The sequence below is a fragment of the Pedobacter rhodius genome (assembly GCF_027213645.1).
Classification (GTDB): Bacteria; Bacteroidota; Bacteroidia; order Sphingobacteriales; family Sphingobacteriaceae; genus Pedobacter; species Pedobacter rhodius.
On the sequence record NZ_JAPWGL010000001.1, the window covers coordinates 484965 to 510246 of the forward strand.

At 37.6% G+C, this 25282-nt stretch carries 23 protein-coding genes and 1 tRNA gene; 14 read left to right on the forward strand and 10 right to left on the reverse strand.

Annotated features, from left to right (window positions below):
• The first annotated feature begins 123 nt into the window (after positions 1 to 123).
• From O0931_RS02305 to O0931_RS02320, 4 genes are all read left to right on the forward strand, one after another.
• Positions 124 to 987 carry a sugar phosphate isomerase/epimerase family protein gene (locus O0931_RS02305; protein WP_269413935.1) on the forward strand — a complete coding sequence of 288 codons (864 nt, stop codon included), beginning with the start codon at positions 124 to 126 and terminating at the stop codon, positions 985 to 987.
• Between the two features lie 35 nt (positions 988 to 1022).
• On the forward strand, positions 1023 to 2378 hold the full coding sequence (locus O0931_RS02310; RefSeq protein ID WP_269413936.1) for a Gfo/Idh/MocA family protein: 1356 nt from the start codon (positions 1023 to 1025) through the stop codon (positions 2376 to 2378).
• 201 nt (positions 2379 to 2579) lie between these two features.
• Complete coding sequence (locus O0931_RS02315) at positions 2580 to 3944, forward strand: 3-keto-disaccharide hydrolase (RefSeq protein WP_269413937.1); 1365 nt, start codon at positions 2580 to 2582, stop codon at positions 3942 to 3944.
• On the forward strand, positions 3945 to 5144 hold the full coding sequence (locus O0931_RS02320) for a Gfo/Idh/MocA family protein (RefSeq protein ID WP_269413938.1): 1200 nt from the start codon (positions 3945 to 3947) through the stop codon (positions 5142 to 5144).
• A gap of 106 nt (positions 5145 to 5250) precedes the next feature.
• Here the strand turns inward: O0931_RS02320 and O0931_RS02325 are convergent, their stop codons facing one another.
• A complete protein-coding gene (locus tag O0931_RS02325) occupies positions 5251 to 5709 on the reverse strand; it encodes a type I restriction enzyme HsdR N-terminal domain-containing protein (RefSeq protein WP_269413939.1) in 459 nt (152 codons plus the stop codon).
• 141 nt (positions 5710 to 5850) lie between these two features.
• Here O0931_RS02325 and holA point away from each other — a divergent pair, with 141 nt between their 5' ends.
• The 4 genes from holA (at position 5851) to O0931_RS02345 (ending at position 10686) form a co-directional block, all read left to right on the forward strand.
• Positions 5851 to 6873 carry a DNA polymerase III subunit delta gene (holA, locus tag O0931_RS02330; protein WP_269413940.1) on the forward strand — a complete coding sequence of 341 codons (1023 nt, stop codon included), beginning with the start codon at positions 5851 to 5853 and terminating at the stop codon, positions 6871 to 6873.
• Positions 6874 to 7003: 130 nt separating this feature from the next.
• Complete coding sequence (locus O0931_RS02335; protein WP_269413941.1) at positions 7004 to 7363, forward strand: VOC family protein; 360 nt, start codon at positions 7004 to 7006, stop codon at positions 7361 to 7363.
• 116 nt (positions 7364 to 7479) lie between these two features.
• Positions 7480 to 10059: a zinc-dependent metalloprotease gene (locus tag O0931_RS02340; RefSeq protein WP_269413942.1), complete on the forward strand. Its 2580-nt coding sequence runs from the start codon at positions 7480 to 7482 to the stop codon at positions 10057 to 10059.
• A 222-nt stretch (positions 10060 to 10281) separates the two neighbouring features.
• Positions 10282 to 10686, forward strand: coding sequence for an EVE domain-containing protein (locus O0931_RS02345; protein WP_269413943.1), 405 nt, complete (start codon positions 10282 to 10284; stop codon positions 10684 to 10686).
• A gap of 1 nt (position 10687) precedes the next feature.
• Here the strand turns inward: O0931_RS02345 and O0931_RS02350 are convergent, their stop codons facing one another.
• Positions 10688 to 11209: an acyl-CoA thioesterase gene (locus O0931_RS02350; protein ID WP_269413944.1), complete on the reverse strand. Its 522-nt coding sequence runs from the start codon at positions 11207 to 11209 to the stop codon at positions 10688 to 10690.
• A 163-nt stretch (positions 11210 to 11372) separates the two neighbouring features.
• Here O0931_RS02350 and O0931_RS02355 point away from each other — a divergent pair, with 163 nt between their 5' ends.
• On the forward strand, positions 11373 to 12863 hold the full coding sequence (locus O0931_RS02355) for an alpha-amylase (RefSeq protein ID WP_269413945.1): 1491 nt from the start codon (positions 11373 to 11375) through the stop codon (positions 12861 to 12863).
• A gap of 10 nt (positions 12864 to 12873) precedes the next feature.
• On the opposite strand, the gene O0931_RS02360 is transcribed toward O0931_RS02355, so the two are convergent.
• Positions 12874 to 14148: a type IX secretion system plug protein gene (locus O0931_RS02360; RefSeq protein WP_269413946.1), complete on the reverse strand. Its 1275-nt coding sequence runs from the start codon at positions 14146 to 14148 to the stop codon at positions 12874 to 12876.
• A gap of 272 nt (positions 14149 to 14420) precedes the next feature.
• Complete coding sequence (locus tag O0931_RS02365; protein ID WP_269414555.1) at positions 14421 to 16328, reverse strand: ABC-F family ATP-binding cassette domain-containing protein; 1908 nt, start codon at positions 16326 to 16328, stop codon at positions 14421 to 14423.
• 338 nt (positions 16329 to 16666) lie between these two features.
• Here O0931_RS02365 and nudK point away from each other — a divergent pair, with 338 nt between their 5' ends.
• The 4 genes from nudK to O0931_RS02385 all read left to right on the forward strand — a co-directional run bounded on the left by nudK (position 16667) and on the right by O0931_RS02385 (position 19793).
• Positions 16667 to 17251, forward strand: coding sequence for a GDP-mannose pyrophosphatase NudK (gene nudK, locus O0931_RS02370; RefSeq protein ID WP_269413947.1), 585 nt, complete (start codon positions 16667 to 16669; stop codon positions 17249 to 17251).
• 194 nt (positions 17252 to 17445) lie between these two features.
• Positions 17446 to 17856 carry an Rrf2 family transcriptional regulator gene (locus tag O0931_RS02375; protein WP_269413948.1) on the forward strand — a complete coding sequence of 137 codons (411 nt, stop codon included), beginning with the start codon at positions 17446 to 17448 and terminating at the stop codon, positions 17854 to 17856.
• 107 nt (positions 17857 to 17963) lie between these two features.
• Positions 17964 to 18629: an NAD(P)-dependent oxidoreductase gene (locus O0931_RS02380; RefSeq protein ID WP_269414556.1), complete on the forward strand. Its 666-nt coding sequence runs from the start codon at positions 17964 to 17966 to the stop codon at positions 18627 to 18629.
• A 132-nt stretch (positions 18630 to 18761) separates the two neighbouring features.
• On the forward strand, positions 18762 to 19793 hold the full coding sequence (locus tag O0931_RS02385; RefSeq protein ID WP_269413949.1) for a quinone-dependent dihydroorotate dehydrogenase: 1032 nt from the start codon (positions 18762 to 18764) through the stop codon (positions 19791 to 19793).
• Positions 19794 to 19800: 7 nt separating this feature from the next.
• On the opposite strand, the gene O0931_RS02390 is transcribed toward O0931_RS02385, so the two are convergent.
• The 5 genes from O0931_RS02390 to O0931_RS02410 form a co-directional block, all read right to left on the reverse strand.
• Positions 19801 to 20274 carry a VOC family protein gene (locus tag O0931_RS02390; protein ID WP_269413950.1) on the reverse strand — a complete coding sequence of 158 codons (474 nt, stop codon included), beginning with the start codon at positions 20272 to 20274 and terminating at the stop codon, positions 19801 to 19803.
• Positions 20275 to 20303: 29 nt separating this feature from the next.
• A complete protein-coding gene (locus O0931_RS02395; RefSeq protein ID WP_269413951.1) occupies positions 20304 to 20969 on the reverse strand; it encodes a DNA alkylation repair protein in 666 nt (221 codons plus the stop codon).
• A 199-nt stretch (positions 20970 to 21168) separates the two neighbouring features.
• Positions 21169 to 21339, reverse strand: coding sequence for a hypothetical protein (locus O0931_RS02400; RefSeq protein WP_056870951.1), 171 nt, complete (start codon positions 21337 to 21339; stop codon positions 21169 to 21171).
• 34 nt (positions 21340 to 21373) lie between these two features.
• Positions 21374 to 21447, reverse strand: a tRNA-Cys gene (locus tag O0931_RS02405).
• Between the two features lie 69 nt (positions 21448 to 21516).
• Positions 21517 to 22263 carry a TrmH family RNA methyltransferase gene (locus tag O0931_RS02410; RefSeq protein ID WP_269413952.1) on the reverse strand — a complete coding sequence of 249 codons (747 nt, stop codon included), beginning with the start codon at positions 22261 to 22263 and terminating at the stop codon, positions 21517 to 21519.
• Here O0931_RS02410 and tamL point away from each other — a divergent pair.
• Entirely contained in the window at positions 22254 to 24659 is a 2406-nt protein-coding gene (gene tamL, locus O0931_RS02415; protein WP_269413953.1) for a translocation and assembly module lipoprotein TamL, read from the forward strand. The genes O0931_RS02410 and tamL overlap by 10 nt on opposite strands.
• Position 24660: 1 nt before the next feature.
• On the opposite strand, the gene O0931_RS02420 is transcribed toward tamL, so the two are convergent.
• Positions 24661 to 25236, reverse strand: a complete 576-nt coding sequence (locus O0931_RS02420; RefSeq protein ID WP_269413954.1) for a 2'-5' RNA ligase family protein — start codon at positions 25234 to 25236, stop codon at positions 24661 to 24663.
• Positions 25237 to 25282 lie beyond the last annotated feature (46 nt).

Sequence of the window (25282 nt, forward strand, 5' to 3'; positions counted from 1 at the left end):
AAATTTAAAATCCTATTTTGTGATGATGAAACTTTAGCTTTCTAACCAAATCTAAACCTATTATTTGCATTGAATTGCAATTGGGTATTTTCTGAATAAATTTAATGACCAACCTGATTTGTAATGAAATTAAAAACAACACTTGTCTTACTTTTATTTTCAACAATATTATTTAGTTTTCAATCGGGCAAAAAGCCTTATATCCGCCTGGGTATCGTAGCACCAATAGAAAAAGATAGTTTAATATTTGCATCCGGTTTTAAAATGTTTGGTGAATCTGTTGGCAAAATGATTTCTCCGGCTTTATCAGAAGAAAAATTTAAACAAAATCTCGATTTAATCAAAAAAGCAAAAGGCAAACTTTATATGTGCAACGTTATGTTTCCTGGTCAGATGAAAATTGCAGGACCTGATGTTATAGAGCAAACGGTTTTAACATATGCAGAGGGTTTATTTTCGAGGGCGGAACAAGCAGGTGTTGGCGTAATTATTTTAGGAAGCGGCACTGCGCGCAGATTACCAGATAATTATGATGTGAACAAGGCGCAGGCAGATTTCGTTTCTTTGTTTAAAAAAATTGCAGTATTAGCGGCGAAACATAAGGTTAAAATAGCACTCGAAAACCTGCAAAGCTCGGAAACAAATTTTTTAACGAGTTTGAAATCTGCAGCAGAAGTTGTCAGGTTGGTTAACCATCCGAATTTTAGACTTAATGCGGATATTTTTCACATGCGTCGCGAGGGCGAATCGCCTCAAAGTATTATTGATGCAAAAGATTTATTGATTCACTGTGAAATTGCCGAAAATGAGGCAAGAACCCTACCGGGTATTAAGGGTGATGACTTTAAACCTTACTTACAGGCGCTGAAAAAGGCGAAGTACAAAGGTCCGATATTTATAGAAGCGAATACAAATTTTTCGCCATCTGATATTGCATTATCCTTTAAATTTTTAACCAAAGAAATTGAAGCCGTTTATGCGGATTAATAATACATTCATTTGCCATTTATAAAAACCATTATATGGAAAATTCTAGAAGAAAATTCATTAAACAATCGGCGATATTTGCAGCAGCTACCTACGCAGGCACAATGGGAATGAGCGCCAAAAGTTACGGAAGAATTATTGGCGCAAACGACAGGGTTCGTGTGGGTGTTGTCGGTTTTTCTGATCGTTTCAAAGACGCACTTTTGCCCAGTTTTTTAAACCATAACAAAGAACTAAATTTTGATATTGTCGGTCTTTCCGATTTATGGAATTATCGCAGAGATTTAGGAATTGCCCATTTAAAAGAAAAGCTCGGTCATGATATTAAAGCTTTCCGAAATAATGATGAGCTTTATGCAAGCAAAGATTTAGATGCGGTCATTATCAGTACAGCAGATTTTCAACATGCGTTACACCTTATTGAAGCAGTTAAAGCCAATTGTGATGCTTATGTAGAAAAGCCATTTGCGGAAACGATGGACGACGCTAAAGCGGCGCTAAAGGCTGTTAAGGCAACCGATAGAATTGTTCAAATTGGTTCACAACGCAGAAGTGGAGAGAATTATGCAAATGCAGCCAAATATATTCAGGAAGGAAAATTCGGCCCGATTACCGCAGTAGATTTGGTTTGGAATGTAAATCAACCAGGCCGCTGGCGCAGACCGGATTTAGTGGCTAAGCTTAAGGAAGAAGATATCGATTGGAAACGATTTTTGTTAAATCGCCCGAGTGAAGCATTTGATCCCCGGAAATATTTAGAGTATCGTTTATTCTGGCCTTATTCGTCAGGAATGCCCGGTCAGTGGATGTCTCACCAGATTGATACCGTTCATTGGTTTACCAATTTAAAACACCCGCGAAGTGTAGTCGCTAATGGGGGTATTTATACCTGGAAAGATGGTCGCAGGAACTGGGATTCGATGGTTGCTGTTTTTGATTATGGTCAGCCAAATTCGGAAGATGGATTCCAGGTTACCTTTACATCGAGAATGCAAAACAGCGTTGGCGATGTAGGTGAGGTGTATTACTCAAACGGTGGAGAATTGAACCTGATTACGAATAAAGTTTCTCCAAAAGGCGGATTAAAAGAAAAAGAAGCCGCTGCCATGGGTATGAAGGCTAATCTTTTACCTGAATTTGATTTAAGTAAAACAGAAGTCAAAGCTGCAACGGGTGCAAGTATGGGTGGCGACCCGTTAACTTCCGGACACATGAGAAATTGGATGGAATGTGTACGCAGTCGCAAAACACCAAATGCACCTGTGGAAGCCGGTTACTCGCACTCAATTGCCAATATCATGACCAATGCTGCGGTTCGTACAGGAGCAAAATCGGTTTTTGACGAAAGCAGACAAGAAGTAATGGCAAACGGAAAAGTTTTTAAATATTAGTTTGTTCACCAACTAAGAAAACCAAGACGATGTTAATATTAACCAGGTAGTCTTAGGTGTCTAAGGAGGTAAAATTGAAATGAAGCAATCGTAAATTTTAAATATTAATTAACATCAACACCTAAGACACCTTAGAAAACCTAAGATGATTTTACTAAGGTGCTCTTAGGTATCTAAGGTGGTAAACCATATAAAATCAACATGTTAAAAATCAAAAAATATAGCATTCTGGCGCTATCCTTAATCAGTTTAACAGCCGCTGCACAAAAAGCAAAGCCGCTTTTCGATGGTAAAACCTTAACCGGCTGGAAGGCCGTTGCTGGTGCAGCACCATACAAAGTTGAAGATGGAGCAATTGTTGGCACCATGACTAAAGGCACACCAAATTCATTTTTAATTACCGAAAAGGAATATGGAGATTTTATTCTTGAGCTGGATGTAAAGTTAGAAGGCGAAACCACAAATTCAGGTATTCAAACCCGTAGCCATATTAAACCGGAAGGAAATAACGGCAAGGGATTAGTTTTTGGACGGCAGGTGGAAATCGACCCGACGGCAAGGGCATGGACAGGCGGTGTTTACGATGAAGCCAGACGATTATGGTTATACCCTTTAGAGTTAAATCCATCGGCAAAATCCTTATATAAAAAGAATGAGTTTAATCATTATCGCATTGAAAATATAGGTAACGAACTCAAAACCTGGGTAAATGGAATGCCTGTTGCTTATGTGATTGATACCTTGGATAAATCAGGTTTTATCGGTTTGCAGGTGCATGGCATAGGAAATGAATTGGGGAACGATGGTAAAAAGGTTTACTTCAAAAACATCAATATCCAAACCGAGGGCTTAAAATCCAAAGCTTTTTCAAAAGGGATTTATACCGTGAACCTAACCCCAAATACTTTGTCTGCTTACGAAAAATCGGAAGGTTATAAATTACTTTTTGACGGAAAAAGCAATGCTGGCTGGATTGGCGCTTACAAAACAGCTTTCCCGGAGAAAGGCTGGAAAATTGAAAATGGTGTAATTAGCGTAGAGCCATCCGGTGGTTCAGAATCGACCAATGGTGGTGATATTGTAACCAAAGAAGAATTTTCAGCTTTCGATATGTCGTTCGAATTTAAACTTACACCCGGGGCAAATAGTGGTGTGAAATATTTTGTTACGCTGAGCGAAAATAATAAAGGTTCGGCAATCGGTTTGGAATATCAGGTTTTGGATGATGAATTGCATCCTGATGCTAAATTAGGCAGAGATGGCAATCGCACTTTAGCATCCTTATATGATTTAATTACGGCAAAAAAAGAACCACGTTACCTTCGCCCGATTGGCAGCTGGAACAACGCCCGTTTAATCGTTTATCCAAATAATAAAGTTGAACATTACCTAAATGGCGTAAAAGTCCTGGAATATGTTCGTGGCTCGGACGAGTTTAAAAAATTGGTTGCCATAAGTAAATATAAAGACTGGAAAAATTTTGGCGAGGCTCCAAAAGGACATATTTTACTTCAAGACCACGGCAATAAAGTTGATTTCAGAACTATAAAAATTAAGAAACTATAAATGCATCGTCGTTCGTTTATAAAAAAATCGGCATTATTCGGATCAGGTGTTTTGGCTGTAGAAAATGTGCTGGCTAACCTTAGTTTAAATCGGGAAAAAATTATAAATGTCGCCATGATTGGCTGTGGAGACAGGGGAAAAGGTGTGCTTTCCGTTCTCAAATCCATGCCTTCAAAATTTAATATTGTTGCTTATTGCGATGTTCTGGATTTTCGTTTGGAAGAAACTAAAAAGTATGTTCCGACATCTGCTAAAGCCATCAAAGATTATCACAAGGTACTGGATGATAAAACAATTGATGCAGTTTTTATTGCAACGCCATTAAGTGAACATTTCAAAATTGCTAAAGATGCCGTGCTTGCAGGAAAGCATGTATACGTGGAAAAAACCATGACTTACAATATCGAGCAGGCTTTGGAATTGAGCAATCTGGTTTTAAAATATCCCAGACAAGTTTATCAGGTGGGTTATCAATATCGTTATTCCCCATTATATTTCAGGGTGAGGGATATGATTAAAACCGGTTATTTAGGTAAAGTTTCGCAGGTAGATTGCCGGTGGGACAGAAATGGAAACTGGCGCAGAACAGTAAACGACCCGAAACTCGAACGACAGATTAACTGGCGAATGTATAAAGATTATTCGGGCGGATTGGCTGCTGAACTACTTTCTCATCAAATCGATTTTATTAACTGGGCCTTTGAAACGCAGCCCGATACAATTACCGGAACCGGCGGAATAGATGTTTTTAAAGACGGGCGGGAAACTTACGATAACATTCAAACCATTCTTCGGTATGATAAAACAGGAATGATTGGCAATTTCGGTGCAACTTGCGGCAACGCACACGATGGTTATCTTTTCAGGATAAAAGGTACAAAGGGTTCGGTATCTCTACTAACAAATACAGGCATTTTTTATCCCGAACCGGAAACAAAGAAAGAATTAGGTATTGTTGATGGCGTTACCGGTGCAAGTAAAATCGTAGTTAATACCGATGGCGGAATCCCGATTTTAGATAAGCCAACAATTGATGGTACAAATTATGCCCTGGAAGAATTTTATGAATCGATTATCTCCGGAAAAATTCCTGCATCAAACGTAAAAACGGGAACACAGGCAGCGATTTGTGTAGCCATGTGTAACGAGGCAATTTATTCAGGTAACAAACAATTGTGGAAGCAGGAATATAGTTTGTGAGATTTTGTCATCCTGAGGCACAAAGGATCTGCCTTCGATGAAATAGATCCTTCGTACCTCAGGATGACAGCATGGGGCGGAGAGCATTGCTGTATAAATATTCAAGCTACAAATCCGGATAATCCGGCATTTCAGTCGTAAAAACAAAACTGCCCTTTTCTAAATCCATTTTTGCATAAATATGCTGTAAACCATTGGTTAACACAATCCATTTGGCCTGGTGAATGGAATTATACCTGGAGGCCTGTTCAAAAACCGATGGCGTAATTTTAACCTTCGGGGCTTTGCACTCAATAAGCATTAATTTTTCGCCTGCAGAGTTATAAACCAAAATATCACTACGCTTTTGCAATTGATTTAAAACCAGTCCACCTTCAATCCGGATTAAAGTTTTCGGGAATTTCTTACCTGCGATTAAATCCTGTATGAAATGTTGCCGAACCCATTCTTCGGGCGTTAAAACCAGGTGTTTTTTCCTTAACTCGTCGAAAATAAAAACCACATCATCCTTTTGGGTAATTTTAAACGGATATGGAGGAAGATTAAGCGGAGTAGGGTTAAACATTTTCAGTTGAAAGTTTTCAATGGGCAGATTCCCGTTAACAATTTAGCGATAAATCAATTTATAAATTATGAGCAACACCAAAGTTAATATTGTTTATAAACATTTAATAAATCCTAAAAGCTAAATTGTAATTTTACCGCAATGACTGCCGCCGAAATTATTAAAGATATCAAAGCCCGAAAGTTTAAGCCCGTGTATTTACTACATGGAGAAGAAGCTTATTATATCGATCAGGTAACTGAATATATTGAAGATAAGTTATTAAGTGATGCTGAAAAAGGTTTTAACCAAACCGTTTTGTATGGAAAAGACACCGATATGGCAACGGTTTTAGGTGCAGCAAAACGATATCCGATGATGTCGGACCATCAGGTTGTGATTGTTAAAGAAGCGCAGGATTTAAAATGGGCAAAAGAAGAAGGCAACAGTAAAGAAGCCGAATTTGTACTTAATTATTTCGAAAAACCATTGCCAAGTACAATTCTCGTTCTTGCCTTTAAGTACGCCAATTTTGATAAACGGAAAAAAATTTATAAAGCTATAAGTAAAAGCGGTTTAATTTTTCAGTCAGATCCTGTCCGTGATTATAAACTCGTTCCATGGATTGAAGACTTTGTTAAGGAAAAAGGTTATAAAATAGATCAGCAGGCATCTGCCTTGATGGCTGAATATTTGGGTACAGATTTATCTAAAATTGCCAACGAGATAGAGAAGCTGATGCTTAATGTTTCTAAAGATGTGACGATTAATACAGATTTGGTTCAAAAAAACATTGGCATCAGTAAAGAATATAATGTGTTCGAATTACAAAAGGCACTGGCTGTGCGAAATGTGCTTAAGTGTAATCAAATTATAGATTATTTTGCAAGTAATCCAAAGGCCAACCCAACGGTGATGGTTCTGGCAAATTTAGGTGGTTATTTTACTAAGCTTTTAAAATATCACTACGTTCCAAATAAAGCTGATGCCGCTTCGGTACTGGGTGTTCCGCCGTTTTTTATTAAAGATTATGAAGTTGCCGCAAGAAATTACAACACAGGAAAAGTTTTCCAGGTAATCAGTTTACTTCGGGAATACGATTTAAAAAGTAAAGGATTAGACAGCAGTGGAAATGTTGATGACGGACAACTTTATAAAGAGCTGATTTTTAAAATTATACACTGATAAGTTAATTGTTAATCGTTTAAAACCGTTAATCGTAAAATTGGTTAATTATAGTTTAAATGAAATCGTTAAATTGTAATGCCCGTCACTTAAACAGTCTTACAATAAAACAACTAACGAAATAACCAATATGCTACAAGGACTAAGAACTATCGTTTATTATGTCGGCGATTTAGCTGCAGCCAAAGAATGGTATAAAAACATATTCGGAATAGAACCTTATTTCGATGAGCCATATTATGTTGGATACAATATTGGCGGTTTCGAATTAGGCTTAAATCCGGATGATTCTGGTTTTAGCAACGGCAACCACTCGATTACTTATTGGGGTGTAAAGGATATTAAAGAAACCTTTTCTCGTTTCGCAGAACTAGCAGTTGAAATTCATGAGCAGCCTGATAATGTTGGCGGACCGGTTTGGGTTGGAAGTATCTTTGATCCTTTTGGAAACGTAATCGGACTGATAGAAAATCCTGAATTTTCGTTATAGAATCATTTTTCTCGTAAAAAACAGTTAATTAAAGCTTTGTAACTTAAAAGTTATTTCAAATCCGGTATGAAAGTGTAAATGCAGACTATATTTACCTTCAAATTAACTAATTTGTTATGAAGAAAAATTTACTCAGCATTTTATTTGCTGTTTCTGCCGTGACTTTTGCCCAGGCGCAAGTGCGGCAGGGTAATGCAGTTGCAACTACCGATTCTACCAGAAGAGCTCCGGGTGCAGCCTTAGGTTCGGGCGTTAGAGCACAACCAAAACCTTACGACCAGGTTATTACAAGCAAAACATCTACCAGGAGAGGGATGATAACCACGCATAAATTAGAAGATAAATTTTTCTTTGAAATTGCGGATTCAACATTAGGTAGAGATATTTTAGTGGTAAGTCGTATTTCAAAATCAGGTGCAGAAGTGAGAGCAGCACAAGGTTATGCGGGCGATCAAATCGGAAGCTCAGTTATCCGCTTCGAAAAAGGGCCTAACAACCGCATTTTTATGCGTAAAATAAGTTACAGAACTTATGGTCCAGATAGTACAACATCCATGTATCAATCCTTAAAAAATTCAAACATTCAGGCTATTGCAGCTTCATTTAATATTGCTGCTTACACGCCTGATAAAACCGGGAGTGTTATCGACGTTACAGATTACCTAAATAGTGATAACGATATTTTCTATTTCAGTTCGCCTGCATCAAAAACACGTTTTAGATTAGGGACTCAGCTTGCTGATAGAAGCTATATCCAAAGCTTAAGGAGTTTTCCAACAAATGTTGAAATCAGTACCGTTAAAACTTATAGTTTAACAGCTGCTCCGAATCCTTTCGGTGGGGCTGCTCCTTCTGCTGGTATGGGCGGTGGCGCTCCTGCAGGTTCATCAACAATTGAATTAAATACATCGTTGGTTATTCTGCCTAAAGTTCCGATGAAAGCCCGTTATTTTGATCAGCGTGTAGGTTACTTCGCTGTTGGTTATACCGATTTCGACTTAAATCCTCAGGGGGTTAAAGAAATTGAATTGATCAAAAGGTGGCGGTTAGAACCAAAACCACAGGATTTGGCAAAATATAAACGCGGCGAATTGGTTGAGCCAATTAAACCGATTATATTTTATATCGACCCGGCTACGCCTAAAAAATGGATACCTTATTTAAAAGCTGGTGTAGATGATTGGGCTAAGGCTTTCGAAAAAGCAGGTTTCAAAAATGCAATTATGGCAAAAGAAGCGCCAACTGCTAAACAGGATTCTACCTGGAGTATTGATGATGCACGCCATTCGGCTATTGTTTACAAACCATCAGAAATAGCGAATGCAAGCGGTCCGAGTATTTCCGATCCACGTAGTGGCGAGATTATGGAAAGCCACATCAACTGGTTCCATAACGTACAAAAACTGGTTCACGACTGGTATATGATTCAAACGGCGGCTGTTGATCCAAGGGCCCGTAAAATGACTTTCAGCGATGAGTTAATGGGCGATTTAATTCGTTTCGTTTCATCTCACGAGGTTGGTCATACTTTAGGATTACGTCATAACTATGGTTCGAGTTCTACTGTTCCAACAGAAATGCTTAGGGATAAGAAATGGGTAGAAGCAAACGGACATACGCCATCTATTATGGATTATGCCCGCTTTAACTACGTTGCGCAGCCGGAAGATAACATTTCATCGAAAGGTTTATACCCTCGCATTGGCGATTACGATAAATGGGCAATCGAGTGGGGGTATAAATACTTCCCTGAAACGAAAAATGCGCAGCAAGAAGTTCCGATCCTAAACAAAATGACCATCGAATCTGCAAAAAACCGCAGATTATGGTTCGGTACAGAAACTAACCCAGATGATCCGCATTCGCAAAATGAAGATTTATCTGATAATGCAATGAAAGCAAGTACTTACGGTATTAAAAACTTAAAAGTAATTTTAGCTAATCTGCCAGCGTGGACAAAAGAACCTGCTGACGGTTATGATAATTTAGCAAACATGTATGGTCAGTTAACTACCCAATTTGGTCGCTATATGGGCCATGTTGCTAAAAACATCGGTGGTGTTTATGAAAACCCAAAAACAGTTGAGCAGGCAGGGCCGGTTTACGAACGCACACCAGCTGCAACGCAAAAAGAAGCAATAAGTTTCTTAGATGCTCAATTGTTTAAAACACCAATGTGGATGATTGATAAACCGATTTTAGATAATATCGATGAGAATGGTTTAGAGGTTATTGGCAGATTACAAAGCACAACAATTAACAGGTTATTAGGTACAAACACTTTAACCAAGTTAATTTCAGCAGAAGCAGCTGATGGTGCAAGTGCTTACAAAATCACTGATTTGTTTACTGATTTAAATGGTTCAATTTTTACAGAGTTAAAATCTAATCAGCCAATTGATGTTTACAGAAGAAACCTTCAGAAACTTTACGTCGATAAATTGATTTCGATTGTTAAACCAGCCTCTGCACCAACAGCTGTAAATGCCATACTTGCAGGTGGAGGCAGAGGTGGTGCTGCTCAAGGCGGACTAACAGCTTCTCAAAGCGATGTATTATCTGTTGTTAAAGGCGAGTTAAAAGCGTTAGATGATATGATTAAAACCAGTGCAAATGCTGCAACAGGTTTGAGTAAATATCATTTAGAAGATTTAGCAGGTAGAATTGATGATGCCTTAGATGCTAAAAGCAAATAAATAAATAATCCTAACGAATGAAAAGGCTTCCTGATTTAGACTCAGGAAGCCTTTTTTATGTAATAACGGTAAAATGCGATCAGTTTCTTTAAGCCTTTTAATTTTTTTAAAGTTATTTTGTTTAAAAACAGGGTTTGTGCTATAAATTGGTGTAAAGTTAAATCTGATTTAGTTTCCATAATTTCTTTCATTAATTGTAAATTCGGAACTTAAATTATTTGCATGAAACATTGGTTAGTAAAATCAGAACCTTTTAAATATAGCTGGGAAAAATTTAATGAAGATGGCCGTACCTTTTGGGACGGTGTGCGTAATTACCAGGCCAGAAATAACCTTAAAGATATGAGTGAAGGGGATTTGGTACTTTTTTACCACAGTAATGAAGGAAAAAACGTGGTAGGCATTGCTAAAGTGGTAAAAGAATTTTATCAGGACCCGACAACTGACGATGCCAATTGGGTTGTAGTTGATTTATCACCCGTCGAATCCTTAAAAAATCCGGTTTCCCTGGAGCAAATTAAAGCTGAAGAAAGTCTGAAAGACATTTCGCTGGTTCGCCAGGGAAGGTTATCTGTTATGCCTTTAAAAGCGGAAGAATTTGATAAAATTTTAGAAATGGGCAGCTAAATTAGGCTTTAAAAAATAAAGCTTTTAATTCGCTGGCATCATCAGGACTCATTTTTCCGCCTAAAACCAAACGCAATTGCCTGCGACGTAGTGCGCCATCAAAAAGGGATATTTCTTCTTCGGTTTCAGGAACCAATTCAGGAACAGGAATAGTACGTGCACTTTGGTCTACGGCGACGAATGTATAATAAGCTTCGTTGCTTTTTTGCCGTGCGCCACTTGGAATATTTTCCGCCCAAACATCAAGTCTTACCTCTACCGAGGTGTTGAAAGCACGGGTAACTTTTGCTTCAATGGTAATTACATCACCAAGCTTTATCGGATGTTTAAAAGAAACATTATCCACAGAAGCGGTTACAACAATTCGGTTACAGTGTTTTTGGGCAGATATGGCGGCAGCAATATCCATCCAGTGTAGCAAACGACCACCCATCAGGTTGTTTAATGTGTTGGTGTCATTCGGTAATACCAACTCATTCATTATTGTAAAACTTTCTTTGGCAAATTTCTTCTTTAAACTCATATTCGAGCGCAAAAGTACGTAAAAGACCGGTTAAAATTGCACAATTTTCTTAATTTGAAAAATTGAATCTAAAGCTGCTGACATCAGTATTTTAGGATCAATTAACCCTTCAAAAAAAACAATCGCATAATTATCATGTTATCTTAACAAATATTTAAAATTGATGCAGAACCAAACCATTATCCAATTTTTTCATTGGTATTATAACGAAGAACAAAATCTATGGACTAAAGTTGCTGTTGAAGCACCGCGTTTGAAAGAAATTGGTATAACATCCGTTTGGTTGCCGCCTGCTTATAAATCAAATAATGCAGCCTACGATGTTGGTTATGCCGTTTATGATTTGTTCGACTTAGGGGAGTTTGACCAAAAAGGTGCGGTTCATACAAAATATGGCACCAAAGATGAGTACATAAATGCGATTAATGCTTTACACGATAACGGTGTTTGTGTTTTAGCAGATATCGTTTTTAATCATAAAGCAGGGGGTGATGAACTTGAGAAAGTTAAAGTCAGAACGGTAAACCCGGATAACAGGAACGAGTTTACCAGTGATGTTTTTGAAATTGAGGCATGGACCAGATTTACATTTCCTGGCAGAAAAGGAAAATACTCTGAATTTATATGGGATCACCTTTGTTTTAGTGGCGTAGATTGGGCTGAAGATTTAAAAGAAACGGCTATTTATTCTATTCAGAATTACCTTGGCGAAGGTTTTGAAAAAGTGCCTTCTACAGAGCTCGGAAACTACGATTACCTGATGTTTAATGACATAGATTACAGAAACCGGGCAGTAATCGACGAATTGAAATATTGGGGCGAATGGCTGGTTGAAACCACAAAAATAGATGGTTTCAGATTAGACGCGGTAAAGCACATCAATCCTGATTTTATTATAGAATGGCTTGATCATTTAAACGAAAAATACAATCGGGAATTTTTTGTAGTGGCTGAAGATTGGAATGTGGTTGATATTGAAGGACAGCTTGAATATATCGATATTACCGGCGGCAGAACACAAATTTTCGATTCACTGCTGCATCATAATTTTTACCTGGCAAGTCAGGAAGTAAACCAGTTTGATATGCGTACCATTTTCGATAAAACCCTGGTGCAGATAAAGCCTGAACTTGCGGTTACTTTTGTTGATAACCATGACTCTCAACCGCTACAGGCCTTAGAATCTTATGTTGAATTTTGGTTCAGGCCACTGGCCTATGCAATGATTTTATTACGCGAGCAAGGTATTCCATGTTTGTTTTTCCCCGATTTATATGGTGGGATTTATGATGATAAAAATAAAGAGGGCCAGGACGTGCATATTGATCTGGCAGTTTTACCCGAGTTAGAACCAATGTGTAAAATCAGAACTGCTGCAGCTTATGGCTTGCAACGCGATTATTTTGACCATGGGAATTGTGTCGGGTGGACAAGAGAAGGTGATGAGGAGCATGAAAATAGTGGTCTTGCCGTTTTATTAAGTACCGGAGATGAAGGATTTAAAGAAATGGAGATCGGCGAAAAATTTGCAGGTAAAACTTTTATTGATGCGTTAGGTTATCGCGAACAGGAAGTTATAGTTGATGAAAATGGCCGGGCCGAATTTCATTGTAATGCAGGAGGTGTTTCTGTTTGGATTTTAAAAACAAATTAGATTGTTACATTTATCTGTCTGAAACCTTATTGCTTAAATTGGTGTAACCTACCAGCGTTTCCCAGCGTGCACCCGGACGGCGGTAATAAACAAAAATTTGGTAACTGTTTTCGGTTTGAAAAAAAGAACCCTCGAAAGGTTGGGTCTCCACAGTTTTAGTATCATTATTAAACCATGCGTACTCATAGTCGTAGAGCCCTTGTTTAAGTATTATATTCGCATAAAACTGCTTTCTGCCCGCATCATAAAGCAGTTTGTTTTCCTTGCTTAAAGTAAAGTTGTTAAAACGGCCTACCACATATGCTTCACCGTTTGTAGCCGGAGCAGGCGCATTTAAGGTAAACAATACACCCATATATTCTGCTTCGGTTTTATCATCCCGACCGTCGGTATTTCGAATAAAGTAATTTCCATTTTCATCAAATTGATTGGCAAAAGCACCAGCACTTCTCGGCGCATCCTGAAAAAGCATTACGCTTACTGATTCATTGTCGCGGTAAATATCTTTCACATTATCTCCTTTAAAACGTAAACTTCTGGTATCGAACTTTCTAAATTCATTATTTCCCCAAAAGTCGTTCGTATTCAAATCATTATAAACCAACTGATTTGGTCGGATAAAAGACGGTCTGGTGTTTATTATCGAAGTATTTGAATTAAAATTTTGCATCACCACAGCTTTTAAATCCTGATAAGGATTTGGAATAGCTATAGAATGGTTAATGGTGAAGTTTATCTTTTGCTTACTATTTCTATCGGAAACTTGCATCGAATTTGTAACCTCGGCTGCAACAGCCATCTGACTGTCTAAAATATAAAAGCGCTGTGAAATTACCGGCTGATTTTTATCGCCGTCTAAATAAACTTTTAAAACATAATTGCCGCCAATTTTTGGCTGAATTTGAGTGTTTGGTAACGTAAGGTCATAGTGTGTGTATTTTCGGGTTGTATTAGAAGAATAACGGTAATTAACTATTCTGTCACTATCAAATCCCTGTAAATAATCAATAGATGAGATTCTTGATGATTGCCAGTCTGCTGCGCAATGTTCTACAGTGTACCAATAGTTTTTAGTTCCTCCGAGTAGATCGTCGAATGAAAAAGCAATTGTTTCTGAGGAGTTTAATAGGATAACCGGAATGCTTTGTTCTTTATTGCTGTTATAGCACAAAACTGTTTTAATATTCGGCAGGTAAATTTTGTTTTCGTTGGTAAAGGTTCTATCGTTTTGAGCAAAGGTTAGTATGGGTATGAAAAATAAAAGTATAATGATTAGTTTTTGCATGGTTAAAAGTACAGAGTATTAACCACAGATAAAAAGGATTTACACCGATATTTTTTGCCGGATTTAAAAGTTCGCTACGGAACACGCCTTCGTTCCGCAGACAGGGATCTGTACGGAATAACTAAAAGACTTTTCTGTGTTGCTGTGCTTCCGGGCAAAAACAATGGCATAGAAAAAACCGCAGAAAAATCTGCGGTTAAATAATGATATAAATTGCCATAGCCGATGAAAATCGGCTTCGGATCCGGTAGCTATCGTATGAAGAATTTTAACTATCCTTCCAACGCCATAATCTCAGCAGCTAAGCTTTCCCATTTAGTCTGACTGTTGTCTAAATCCTGTTTTGCAGCTAAATAACGTTTATTTGCTTCAGCTAATTTATCTGCTTTGCCATAAACATTTTCATCAGCCAATTCAGCTTCGATGTCTTTAACCGATGCTTCCAGTTCAGAAATTAAAGTTTCTGTCTTTTTTAACTCATCATTCAGTTTTTTTAACTGGTTAACTGTATTTGGCGCAACAGGCTTTGGTTCTTCTTTTTGTTTTTCAGGCATTTTAACCGGAATAGGTTTCGATGCCGGAATTATACGTTTGCTGTTCCATTCCTCGTATTCGGCGTAAGTACCTGGATATTGTTTAATTTTCTCGTTTTCAATAAACCAGATTTTATTTGCCACATTATCCAGGAAATACCTATCGTGAGAAACTGCAATAAAAGTTCCTTCAAACTGCTGTAAAGCCTGAATTAAGATATTAACCGACTGGATATCCAGGTGGTTGGTCGGCTCATCCAGAATGAGAAAGTTCGAATCTGTTGTTAAAGATTTCGCTAAGGCAACACGAGATTTTTCACCTCCTGATAACACCTTGATTTTCTTGAAAACATCGTCGCCCGTAAATAGGAAACAACCTAATATGCTACGCAATTCAGTGTCTGAATGTTTAGGCGCAAAAGCCTGTAATTCTTCTAAAATTGAATTGCCTAAGTGTAACGATTCAAGCTGGTGCTGTGCAAAGAAAGTGGTGGTAACATTGTGTCCTGTTTCACAAAAGCCTTCAAACTTTTCAGTACCGGCAATCATTCTTAATAAAGTCGATTTACCTTTACCATTTGCACCAATTAAGGCAATTTTATCACCTTTTTCAATTACAGCCTCTGCATCTTCCAAAATATGAACATTTGGATAATGTTTGGTGGCATGTTCGATACGCACAACATGGCGGCCTGATGGTTTGGTGAATTTAAAGCTGAAGTTAACCGTTGGGTTATCATCATCAACATCATCCACACGTTCCATTTTATCTAAAGCTTTCATACGCGATTGCGCCATTTTTGCTTTCGAAGCCTTTGCTTTAAAACGTTCAATTAAGCGTTCTTCCTGCTTAATTTTAGCCTGTTGATTTTTAAATTCTCCCTTTTGGATTTCACCACGCAAGGCCTTTTCTTCTACATAAAAACTGTAATTACCGGCATAAACAGTTAGTTTTCCTTTACGCGATTCAACCGTACGGTTTACAATTTTATCTAAGAAATACCTGTCGTGAGATACGATTACAATTGCCCCTTCAAAGCCCATTAAATAGTTTTCCAGCCATTTAATCGACGGTAAATCCATGTGGTTGGTTGGCTCATCAAGCAATAAAATATCAGGATTTTGAAGCAGGATTTTCGCCAGCATAACGCGCATACGCCAACCCCCTGAGAAAGTATTCAGCGGGCGTAACTGGTCGGCGGTACTAAAGCCCAGACCAGCCAGAATCTCGTTGGCTCTGTATTCGATGTTATAACCATCTAAAGCCTCAAATTCCTGCTGTTTATCACTCAGTCTATATAAAACCTCCTCACTATAGTCCGTTTCAATTTTTTTCAGCAATTCTTCAATTTCATCATGCAACTGGTTCTGGCGCTCAAAAGCCTCCATGGCCACATGCAAAATGCTATGGTGAGAATCGTAAGAAAGTAAATCCTGGTTCAGATAGCCAATTTTCAAGTCTTTAGACATCGAAACTGTACCCGAGCTCGGTGCATACTCACCTACAATAATTTTTAAAAGTGTTGATTTTCCCGTCCCGTTGGCGCCAATTAAGCCGGCTCTATCGCCAGGTTTAATGTGCCAGTTCGCTTCATCATACAAGGCCCTTGAGCCAATCAGGAATGTTAAATTATTTATTGAAATCATTTCGGCTGCAAAAGTACGAATTTTTAAGGCTTGTTTTATGTCGAAAATCAAATAGAAATTAAGGCGTTGATTTCGATTTTTATAAAAGAAAGGCAGTTGGTTTTACTCATGTTTGTTGCTCTTCGCTATCCTTCTCAAACCCATCAGGTTTTTGGAATTTGATGAATTTAATTAAAAATATTTATGCTAAATCAGGTTCCTGAATAAATGCAGTACTTGCAGGTTGGATTGCAATAGGGCTTGGTCGTTATTGCAGGACCGACAACTTAATGTAATCCCTTTGCTGAAGCAAGAAGGCAATGAAAATCTTAATATATTTGATTTCAAAGCCTGCAAACATGAACAACGAAAACATTAAAATAATCGGTAAGGAAATCCTTTCAGATAACTGGTATACATTGAATAAAATTACATTCGAGTACCTAAAGCAGGACGGAACTCGCGAAATTCAAAATCGTGAAGCTTACGATAGAGGTAATGGCGCAACTATTTTACTCTATAACAAAGCAAATCAAACTGTAATCCTGACGCGTCAATTTCGCTTGCCAACTTACATCAACGGGAATGATAGCGGACTATTAATTGAAACTTGTGCAGGTTTGCTGGATAAGGATAATCCTGAAGTTGCTATTAAACGCGAAACTGAAGAAGAAACCGGTTATCAGATTAGGGATGTCAAAAAAGTTTTCGAGGCCTATATGTCGCCAGGTTCAGTTACTGAAATGCTTTATTTTTTCGTAGCAGAATACTCAAAAGATATGAAAGTAAGCGAAGGCGGTGGTCATCATGAAGAACAAGAAAATATTGAGGTTTTGGAACTGCCTTTTGCTGAAGCTTTGAAAATGATGAAAACCGGCGAAATTAAAGATGGCAAAACGATTATGCTTTTGCAGTACGCACAAATTAATGGGTTGATGAGCTAACTCAGCTCCGTGCTTGCGGTGAACGAAGCAAATCTAAAACTATGGCGATGCGATGTAATTGTTCAAATATTTTTCTGCTGTGGTAGAAATGACAATCGAATATTTAATTGCAATTTCTTTTAAAATCGGTAATAATAAATTTTGATTTCAATAAATTCTATTTATATTTGTACTGTAATAAAAATAATTACAGAATGAACAATAGCCGCTTTCCTGTGTCTTTACATATTTTAACTTTGCTGAATGATGCGAAAGGAACACTTGTAAGTTCTGAATATTTAGCAGGCAGTATTAATATTAACCCGGCTTTGGTGCGAAAAGAAATCATGAATTTGCGTAAACATGGTTTTGTTAACAGTAAAGAGGGGAAAGGTGGTGGTTCTTTTTTAGCCAAAAATGCAGCGGATATTAATTTGGGAGAAGTTTATAAAGCAGTTAAAAACAGTGATATTCTGGGACGAAATAAAAACGAACCTAATCCAAAATGCCCGATTGGAAAACAAATCAACCAACATTTAAATACGCTTTATAGTGATGTGGAAAGTACCTTGATAATGAATTTATCAAAGCAAACCTTAGCTGATTTTGCACTGAAATTCAAATAATTTTTTTTGCATAAAACTGTAATAAAATATATTACAATATAGTTTGTTAACAACGAACAACGAACAACGAACAACGAATATCGAATAACGAACAAAGTCAATTATCAATTAATTTAAATAACATGAAAGTAGCATTAATAGGCGCCTCAGGATTTGTAGGTAAAGCCCTTTTAAACGAGTTAGTAAGCCGTGGAAACGACGTAATCGCCATTGCCCGCGATACTGATAAAATTGAAAATACAGACGAGAAAGTAACCAAAGTTGCTGTTGATGTTTTGGACACGGAGAAATTAGCACAAACTTTGAAAGGTGCTGATGCCGTTATCAGTGCATTCAATGCAGGCTGGACTAATCCAAATCTTTATAACGCTACAATAGCGGGCGCAGTAGCCATTCAACAAGCAGTTAAAGCGTCGGGTGTAAAACGTTATATTTTTATTGGTGGTGCAGGTACGCTGCAAATTGACGGTAATCAGTTGGTGGACGGTCCGCAATTTCCTAAAGAAATTTATCCTGGTGCATCTGCTGTCAGAGATTATTTTAATACTTTAAAACAAGAAAAAGAATTGGATTGGTTGTTTTTCAGTCCTGCAATTGAAATGCACCCGGGTATTACCATCGGTCGTACAGGACAATATCGTTTAGGCAAAACTTCTCCGGTTTTTAATGAAGAGGGACGTTCCATTCTGTCAGTAGAAGACTTAGCTATCGTTCTTGCCGATGAATTGGAAAATAATGCACACCACCAGGAGCAGTTTACAGCAGCATATTAGGTGATGTAAGATGTGGTGATGTAAGATGGATGAGGGAAAAAGGAATGCGTATTATTTTCAGATTTATGATTTTTTAAGCACATTTTCCATTTTACCTTTTCCATCTTCCATTAAGTTATTATCTTCGTTCCTATGTATCGCCTTATTAAACCAATATTCTTCAAATTTGACCCTGAAAATGTACATTATTTTGTAGTTAAGCGGTTAAAGTGGTTTAATGATAAGTTTCCCCTCGGAAAAACCATTATTCGCAGCAGTTTTGATGTTCATATTAAAGGCCTGGAGAGAGAGGTTTTTGGAATTAAATTCCGGAATCCTGTGGGTTTGGCTGCGGGTTTTGACAAAAACGGAGAATATGTGGAAGCACTTAATAATCTTGGCTTTGGTTTTGTAGAAGTTGGTACCGTTACACCGATGCCTCAGCCCGGAAATGATAAGCCACGCATGTTCCGCTTGCCGAATGATGAAGCCTTAATTAACAGGATGGGATTCAATAATAAAGGTGTTGATGTAATGGCAGAACGTTTACGTATGCTTAAGGATAAACATCCTGATATTGTTGTTGGTGGAAATATCGGTAAAAACAAGGCAACGCCAAACGATGACGCAGTAAGCGATTATATTAAATGTTTTGATAGATTGTTTGATGTTGTCGATTACTTTGTTGTTAATGTAAGCTCTCCGAATACGCCGGGTTTACGGGAATTACAGGAAAAAGAACCGCTTAAAAAAATATTGAACACACTTCAGCAACGCAACCGTAAAAATGACGTTTCACGCCCTATTTTATTAAAAATTGCGCCTGATTTAACAGATGCCCAACTTGACGATATTATTGAAATTGTTGCTGAAACGAACATTGCCGGCATTATTGCGACCAATACAACCATCAGCCGGGAAAACCTGGCAACAGAAAAGACACTGGCGGGGGAAATGGGTGGCTTAAGCGGTAAGCCGGTTAAAGAACGTTCTACTGAAGTAATTAAATATCTCTCAGAAAAATCGAACAAGGCTTTTCCAATAATAGGTGTCGGCGGAATCCATTCTCCTGAAGACGCCCGGGAAAAATTAGATGCCGGTGCAAGTTTGATTCAATTATATACGGGATTTATCTATGAAGGCCCCGGATTGATTAGATCGATTTGTAAATCATTAATTAAATAATTCTCTTTTAATCTTTTGGTTCCCATAGTTGAACCTTATTTCCTTCGGCATCAAGGATATGGATAAATTTTCCATAGTCGTAAGTTTCAATAGTATCTACCAGGGTTACGCCTTCCTTTTTTAATCCATCAACAAGCCTCGCTAAATTTTCAACCCTGTAGTTAATCATAAAATCTTTGGTAGATGGTTCGAAATATTTGGTCTTTTCCGAAAAGGGAGTCCATTGCGTTTGGGCCTTCTTTGTACTGTCTGTATCCTCGTACCACTCAAACGTTGCACCATATGGATTTGTATTTAAACCCAGGTGTTTCTGATACCATGCAGTCATCTTTTTGGGGTCTTTGCATTTGAAAAAAATACCGCCGATACCGGTTACTTTTTTCACTTTTGCTTCATCAGGTTTTGTAAGTGCTGATTTAAATGCAAAACCCGACAGGAAAGAAACGGTAATTGTCAGAATCAGGAATGATGTCTTTTTCATTTTATTTGCTTTGGAATTTCTGATAATATTTATTTCTGTTTACTCAGCATTGCGTTTATCCAGCTAGGGGCAAACGGCGAGGTACAGCCTTTTGAAACCGGGTAATCTCTGTAAACGCCGAGTTTTTCTGCAATGGCTAACACTTTCTCTCTGTAAATGGGGTGATGAATTCCGATTTGAACTAAGGCCGAATTCATCGTCCATTGCACTTCTGGTGCTGCCTGTGCCAATTCAGATTCGATCCTTTCAAGTATTGCCGGGATGTTTATGCCTTCCGAATCTCTTGCAATACGTCCGCTGGTCAAGCTCCAGCCTGCCCGGGCAAGCATTACATCTTTGGCATTCATCCACTTTTCACGAAACTGCTCTTTATCAGCATATTCTTTAATAATATAATTATAAAACCAATCTGCGGCCCAGGTAAATTGTTCTGATGAAACCATCTGTTCTATTTCAGTAGCAGATAATTCTTTTGGGTTAAGAATTAAAATGGCAAGCATCCTGGCATCAATGTTTTCGGTTTTCCAGAGTTCGAGTGCTAATGCATGATCGGTTTTAATTTTTTTTGCCAGTGTTCTGATATCACCCATTTTAACACCGAAAAGATTTTCACGGGCACCAATTTTTAGGTGTTGTTTACGAACTTTCTCATCAGCAAGGGATTCCAGTGTTGAAAGCGTTTCTTTAAGATCCATATTATTCAGTGTTTAAAATTAACTTTTTAACGGTATAATATATTTTATCATTAAGGCGTTAAGGAAGTTAAGTTTTTGTGAATCAATTTTTAATATTCACAGTTATTGCGATTTCAAATTTATCTAATTTTTAGCGCATAAAAAAAGCATCCTTTGATCAGAAGGATGCTTAAATCTTTAAGAAGAATTTTTCTAAAAACTATTTTGCCAAAGCAGCTAAAACAGCGTTGTTTTTAGCTAATTGATCATTTTTAGGTTGCGCAGAGCGGCTTCCTAACTCAACGTTAGTTGCTCTTTTTAAAAAATCTACCTCTTGGTGAGCTGTATTTTTATTTCTTCTGTCTTTTCTTTTTAATCTGGTAACTGCCATGGTAATAACCTTTTAATTATTTTATTTGTACAAATGGAGGTCGAGAGCGGATTCGAACCGCTGTAGAAGGTTTTGCAGACCTCTGCCTAGCCACTCGGCCACTCGACCCTTAAATTCAAGGCTGCAAAAATAGCAATTATTAGTTAGCCCGCAAATATAAATGAATAATTAATGTTATTAATTTTGAGTTCTTGCAATTTCTGAGCAAAATACTGCTGCACTGATGGCTACATTTAATGATTCCCCATCGCCAATTCTTGGTATGGTAACGGGTTGTGTAATTTTCGAAATTATTTCTTCAGTTATCCCTTTTCCTTCGTTACCTAAAATAATTAACCCTTCCTGTCCCCAATCCGTTTTATAAATAGAATGTCCGTTAAGCAAAGCGCCGAATACCGGAATCGGATTAGCTGTTAAAACAGAAGAAAGGTTTTCATAATAAATATTTACCCTGGCTAATGAACCCATAGTTGCCTGAACGGTTTTTGGATTATAAACTTCCACACAATCTTCTGAGCAAATGATATTCTTAAATCCAAACCAGTCGGCCGTTCTGATGATGGTGCCCATATTACCCGGATCCTGCACGCCATCGAGTACAATCGTAAACTGATTTCTAAAATTTTTTAAATCAAATAACTTGTTTTCCGGTAGGTGTATAACCGCTAAAAATCCTTGCGGGGTTTGTAAAGTACTAATCTTACTCAATTCAGCGTTGTTTACTTCAAATAAGTTTATATTTGCGGGTAATTTAGGTAACAAATTATATTGTTCACTAACGTAAAATAAGGTATGAATCCGGTAAGCAGATTGTATAAATTCCCTGATAGATTTTATACCTTCAACCAGAAATAATCCATTTTCTTTACGGTATTTTTTTTGATGTAACGACTTAATAAAACTAATCTGAGATTTTGAAAGCATACCAATTCTTTAAATATTTTAAACTGAAAAGCCCTGCAATATTACTATTTATTATTGTTTTAATACAGGCCTGTTCATCAACTAAATACATTCCCGATTACCAGGCGATAGTAAAAAAAGTGACTATCGACAGCGTAGACGCTAAATTTGAAGAGCAGGCGTACAATTATGTTCAAAAAGACATCCGCCCATCTTCTTCCTTTAGTATTAATGTTCCACTTTATAATTTTTTCAATACCAAAGACGGCCGGTATAAAACAACGGGTATTAAGCCATTCGGAACGCCACCTGCAATTTTAGACAGTACATTGGTTGAAATATCCAGAACCCAGATTCAAAAATTCTTAAATGGTAAAGGCTACTTTCAGGCAAAAGTTACCGCAGATATAAAAGTTAAGGAAAAGAAAGCTGAAGTGAATTTTAAAGCCGATCCAGGTCCTGCTTCTTTTGTTCGAAAAGTTATCGATTCGATTTATACCCCGGGCATTAAAGAAGTTTATCGTACCGAAAAGCCAAAGTTTACCCACCTGCATCAAGGTATGCAATACGATTCAGATTCCCTGTCGTACGAAAGGGAGCAGATTTACAGGGTAATGAAAGAAAACGGTTATTTTAGCTTTCTCAGGCCATATGTAAATTTTGATGTTATTGAAACTGCAGATGTTAAAAAAGTAGATTTACGGTTAAACGTTACAAACCCGCCAAATGGAAACCATAAGCAATATAATATCGGAACAACCTATATGATTATTGCACCAAGTCCGGATGGCTTTCCTGATTCGCTCAGAAATTATGTAAATAGAGACACAACCCGCGGAATATCTTATACTGATTTATCGAAACGATACAGAAGGAATCCAATTCTTCGTTACGATTTTTTGAAGAAGGGTGAAGTTTATGACCTGAGGAATGAGAACCTTACTTACGACAGGTTATATGAATTAAATATTTTTAAAAACGTAAAAATTGACTACTACAACCCGGATAGTACTTCAAATAAAATAAATCCTATTATTTTACTAACGCCTCAAAAAGTAATGAGCAACCGGGTGGAAGGTGAAGTGCCCTTTAACGGTGGTACGGTTGGCTTTAACCTGAGTAATACCTACACGAACAATAATCTTTTCAGAGGGGCCGAACGCTTTGAATTCCAGATTAAAGGCGGGCTTCAGTCCAGAATTGGAAATGGTACATCGCCATTTAAAGATATTTATCAAAGAGATTTCTCTGTTAGTGCCAGTGTAAGTGTTCCACGTTTAATAATTCCGTTTTATAAGCCTGTGCTGGGTGCCAATGGAATGCCTCATACAACTTTTTCATCCAGTTACATTTATGCGCTGCAGAAAGATGTTTCAGTGCGCCGGATATTTATAAATTCGATAACCTACGATTGGGTTGAAACCAAATCAAAACTTCATTCATTTACGCCATTAAACTTTGAGTATAGGTTTGGTAACCTCGATCCGTCGCTTGATCTGACTACTGTTCAGAATAATCTTTATTATTCTACTTTGCTTGCAAGAAAAGATCTGACATTGGGGATGAAATATACTTATACTTTAAATGCAAATAAGCTAAATCAATTAAGAACTTTTGTATACTTAAGGGCGGGTATGGATATTGCAGGTAATCTTTTACAAGCGATTTCAAATTTTAATAACAGCAAACATAACCCTAATAATTACCTGGATGCAGATTCAGTAAATAGGGACTATGCAAAAATCCTGGGGTTACCTTACAATCAATATTTAAGACCTGAGCTTGATATCAGATGGTATAAACATCTGGGAGGCGACAGGCAGTTTGTTGCAAGAATGAATGCGGGTATTGCATATGCATATGGAAACTCCGTTTTAATGCCATTTGAAAAAAGATTTTTCGCAGGTGGTTCCAGTGGAATTCGAGCCTGGCAAGCCCGAACAATAGGTCCGGGAAATTACAATAGAGCCTCCCTGCCATCAGATACCGTAAGGAGAGCGGTTTTTGGGTTAGATCAATTAGGGGATTTAAGAATCGAGACTAATTTTGAATACCGTACCATGTTGCTTCGTAAGTTTTTCGGAGGTGTTTTAAAGGGTGCCGCTTTTGTTGATGCGGGTAACATCTGGAACTTAAATGCAGATGAAGGTGAAGAAAAAATGTTTAAGTTAAGTAAACTCGTTCAGCAGTTAGCAATCGGCACCGGTGTTGGTTTAAGATACGACGTACAATACTTTGTTTTCAGATTTGATATCGGTTTAAAACTTAAAGATCCTCAGTTTTCAGGTTCTGATCAATGGGTAATCCGTAAATTTTTATCAGGTGCCCGCGATTTTAAAGATACATTTAACGCAACACATGCGCCAGATACTTATCGGTTTCTTCAATATAACTTCGGTATAGGCATGCCCTTTTAGTTTAGTCGAACAGGCTTAGGGCTTTAGGTTGCCCATCAGGATTTTTAAATGGAAATTCTTTATAAGGCCTCCATCTTTTATCCAGGTGCTTGTATACGGAGAAGCCGCTAACCGTAAATGTTCGCTTAAAGTTTTTGTCTTTATATTCATCCATTATCAATTGATAAACCGGAAGTTTTACATCTTTAAAAGCAATTGTAAGGTGCGGCGTGAATTTCATAACGTCCTTTGCCGGAATTATGTTTAATGGTTTAAGTGCTGCTTTAATTTGAGCCTGCAATTTCATGATGTTATCATTTTGCACAACATCGATATAAACGGTATGAGGGGCAAAAGAACTAAAATTTCTTAAAACCTGTTCAAATGCATCCAGATAAGATGCATCTTCTAAAACTTTAAAAAACTTCTTCTCCTGCTCATACGATGAAATTTTAACCGGATTGTAAAGCGTAATGTGCGCCGGACGTTTCAGCGATTCAAATACACTGTATTTTTCAGAAATGTTATTCCTGATTTCATCAATATCTTCAACAATCGGTGCCGGGGGAATCAGGCAAACTAGAAACAGATTTTCCATACAGCTAAAATACTAATATTTTTAGTATTTTAGCTGTATTTGAAGA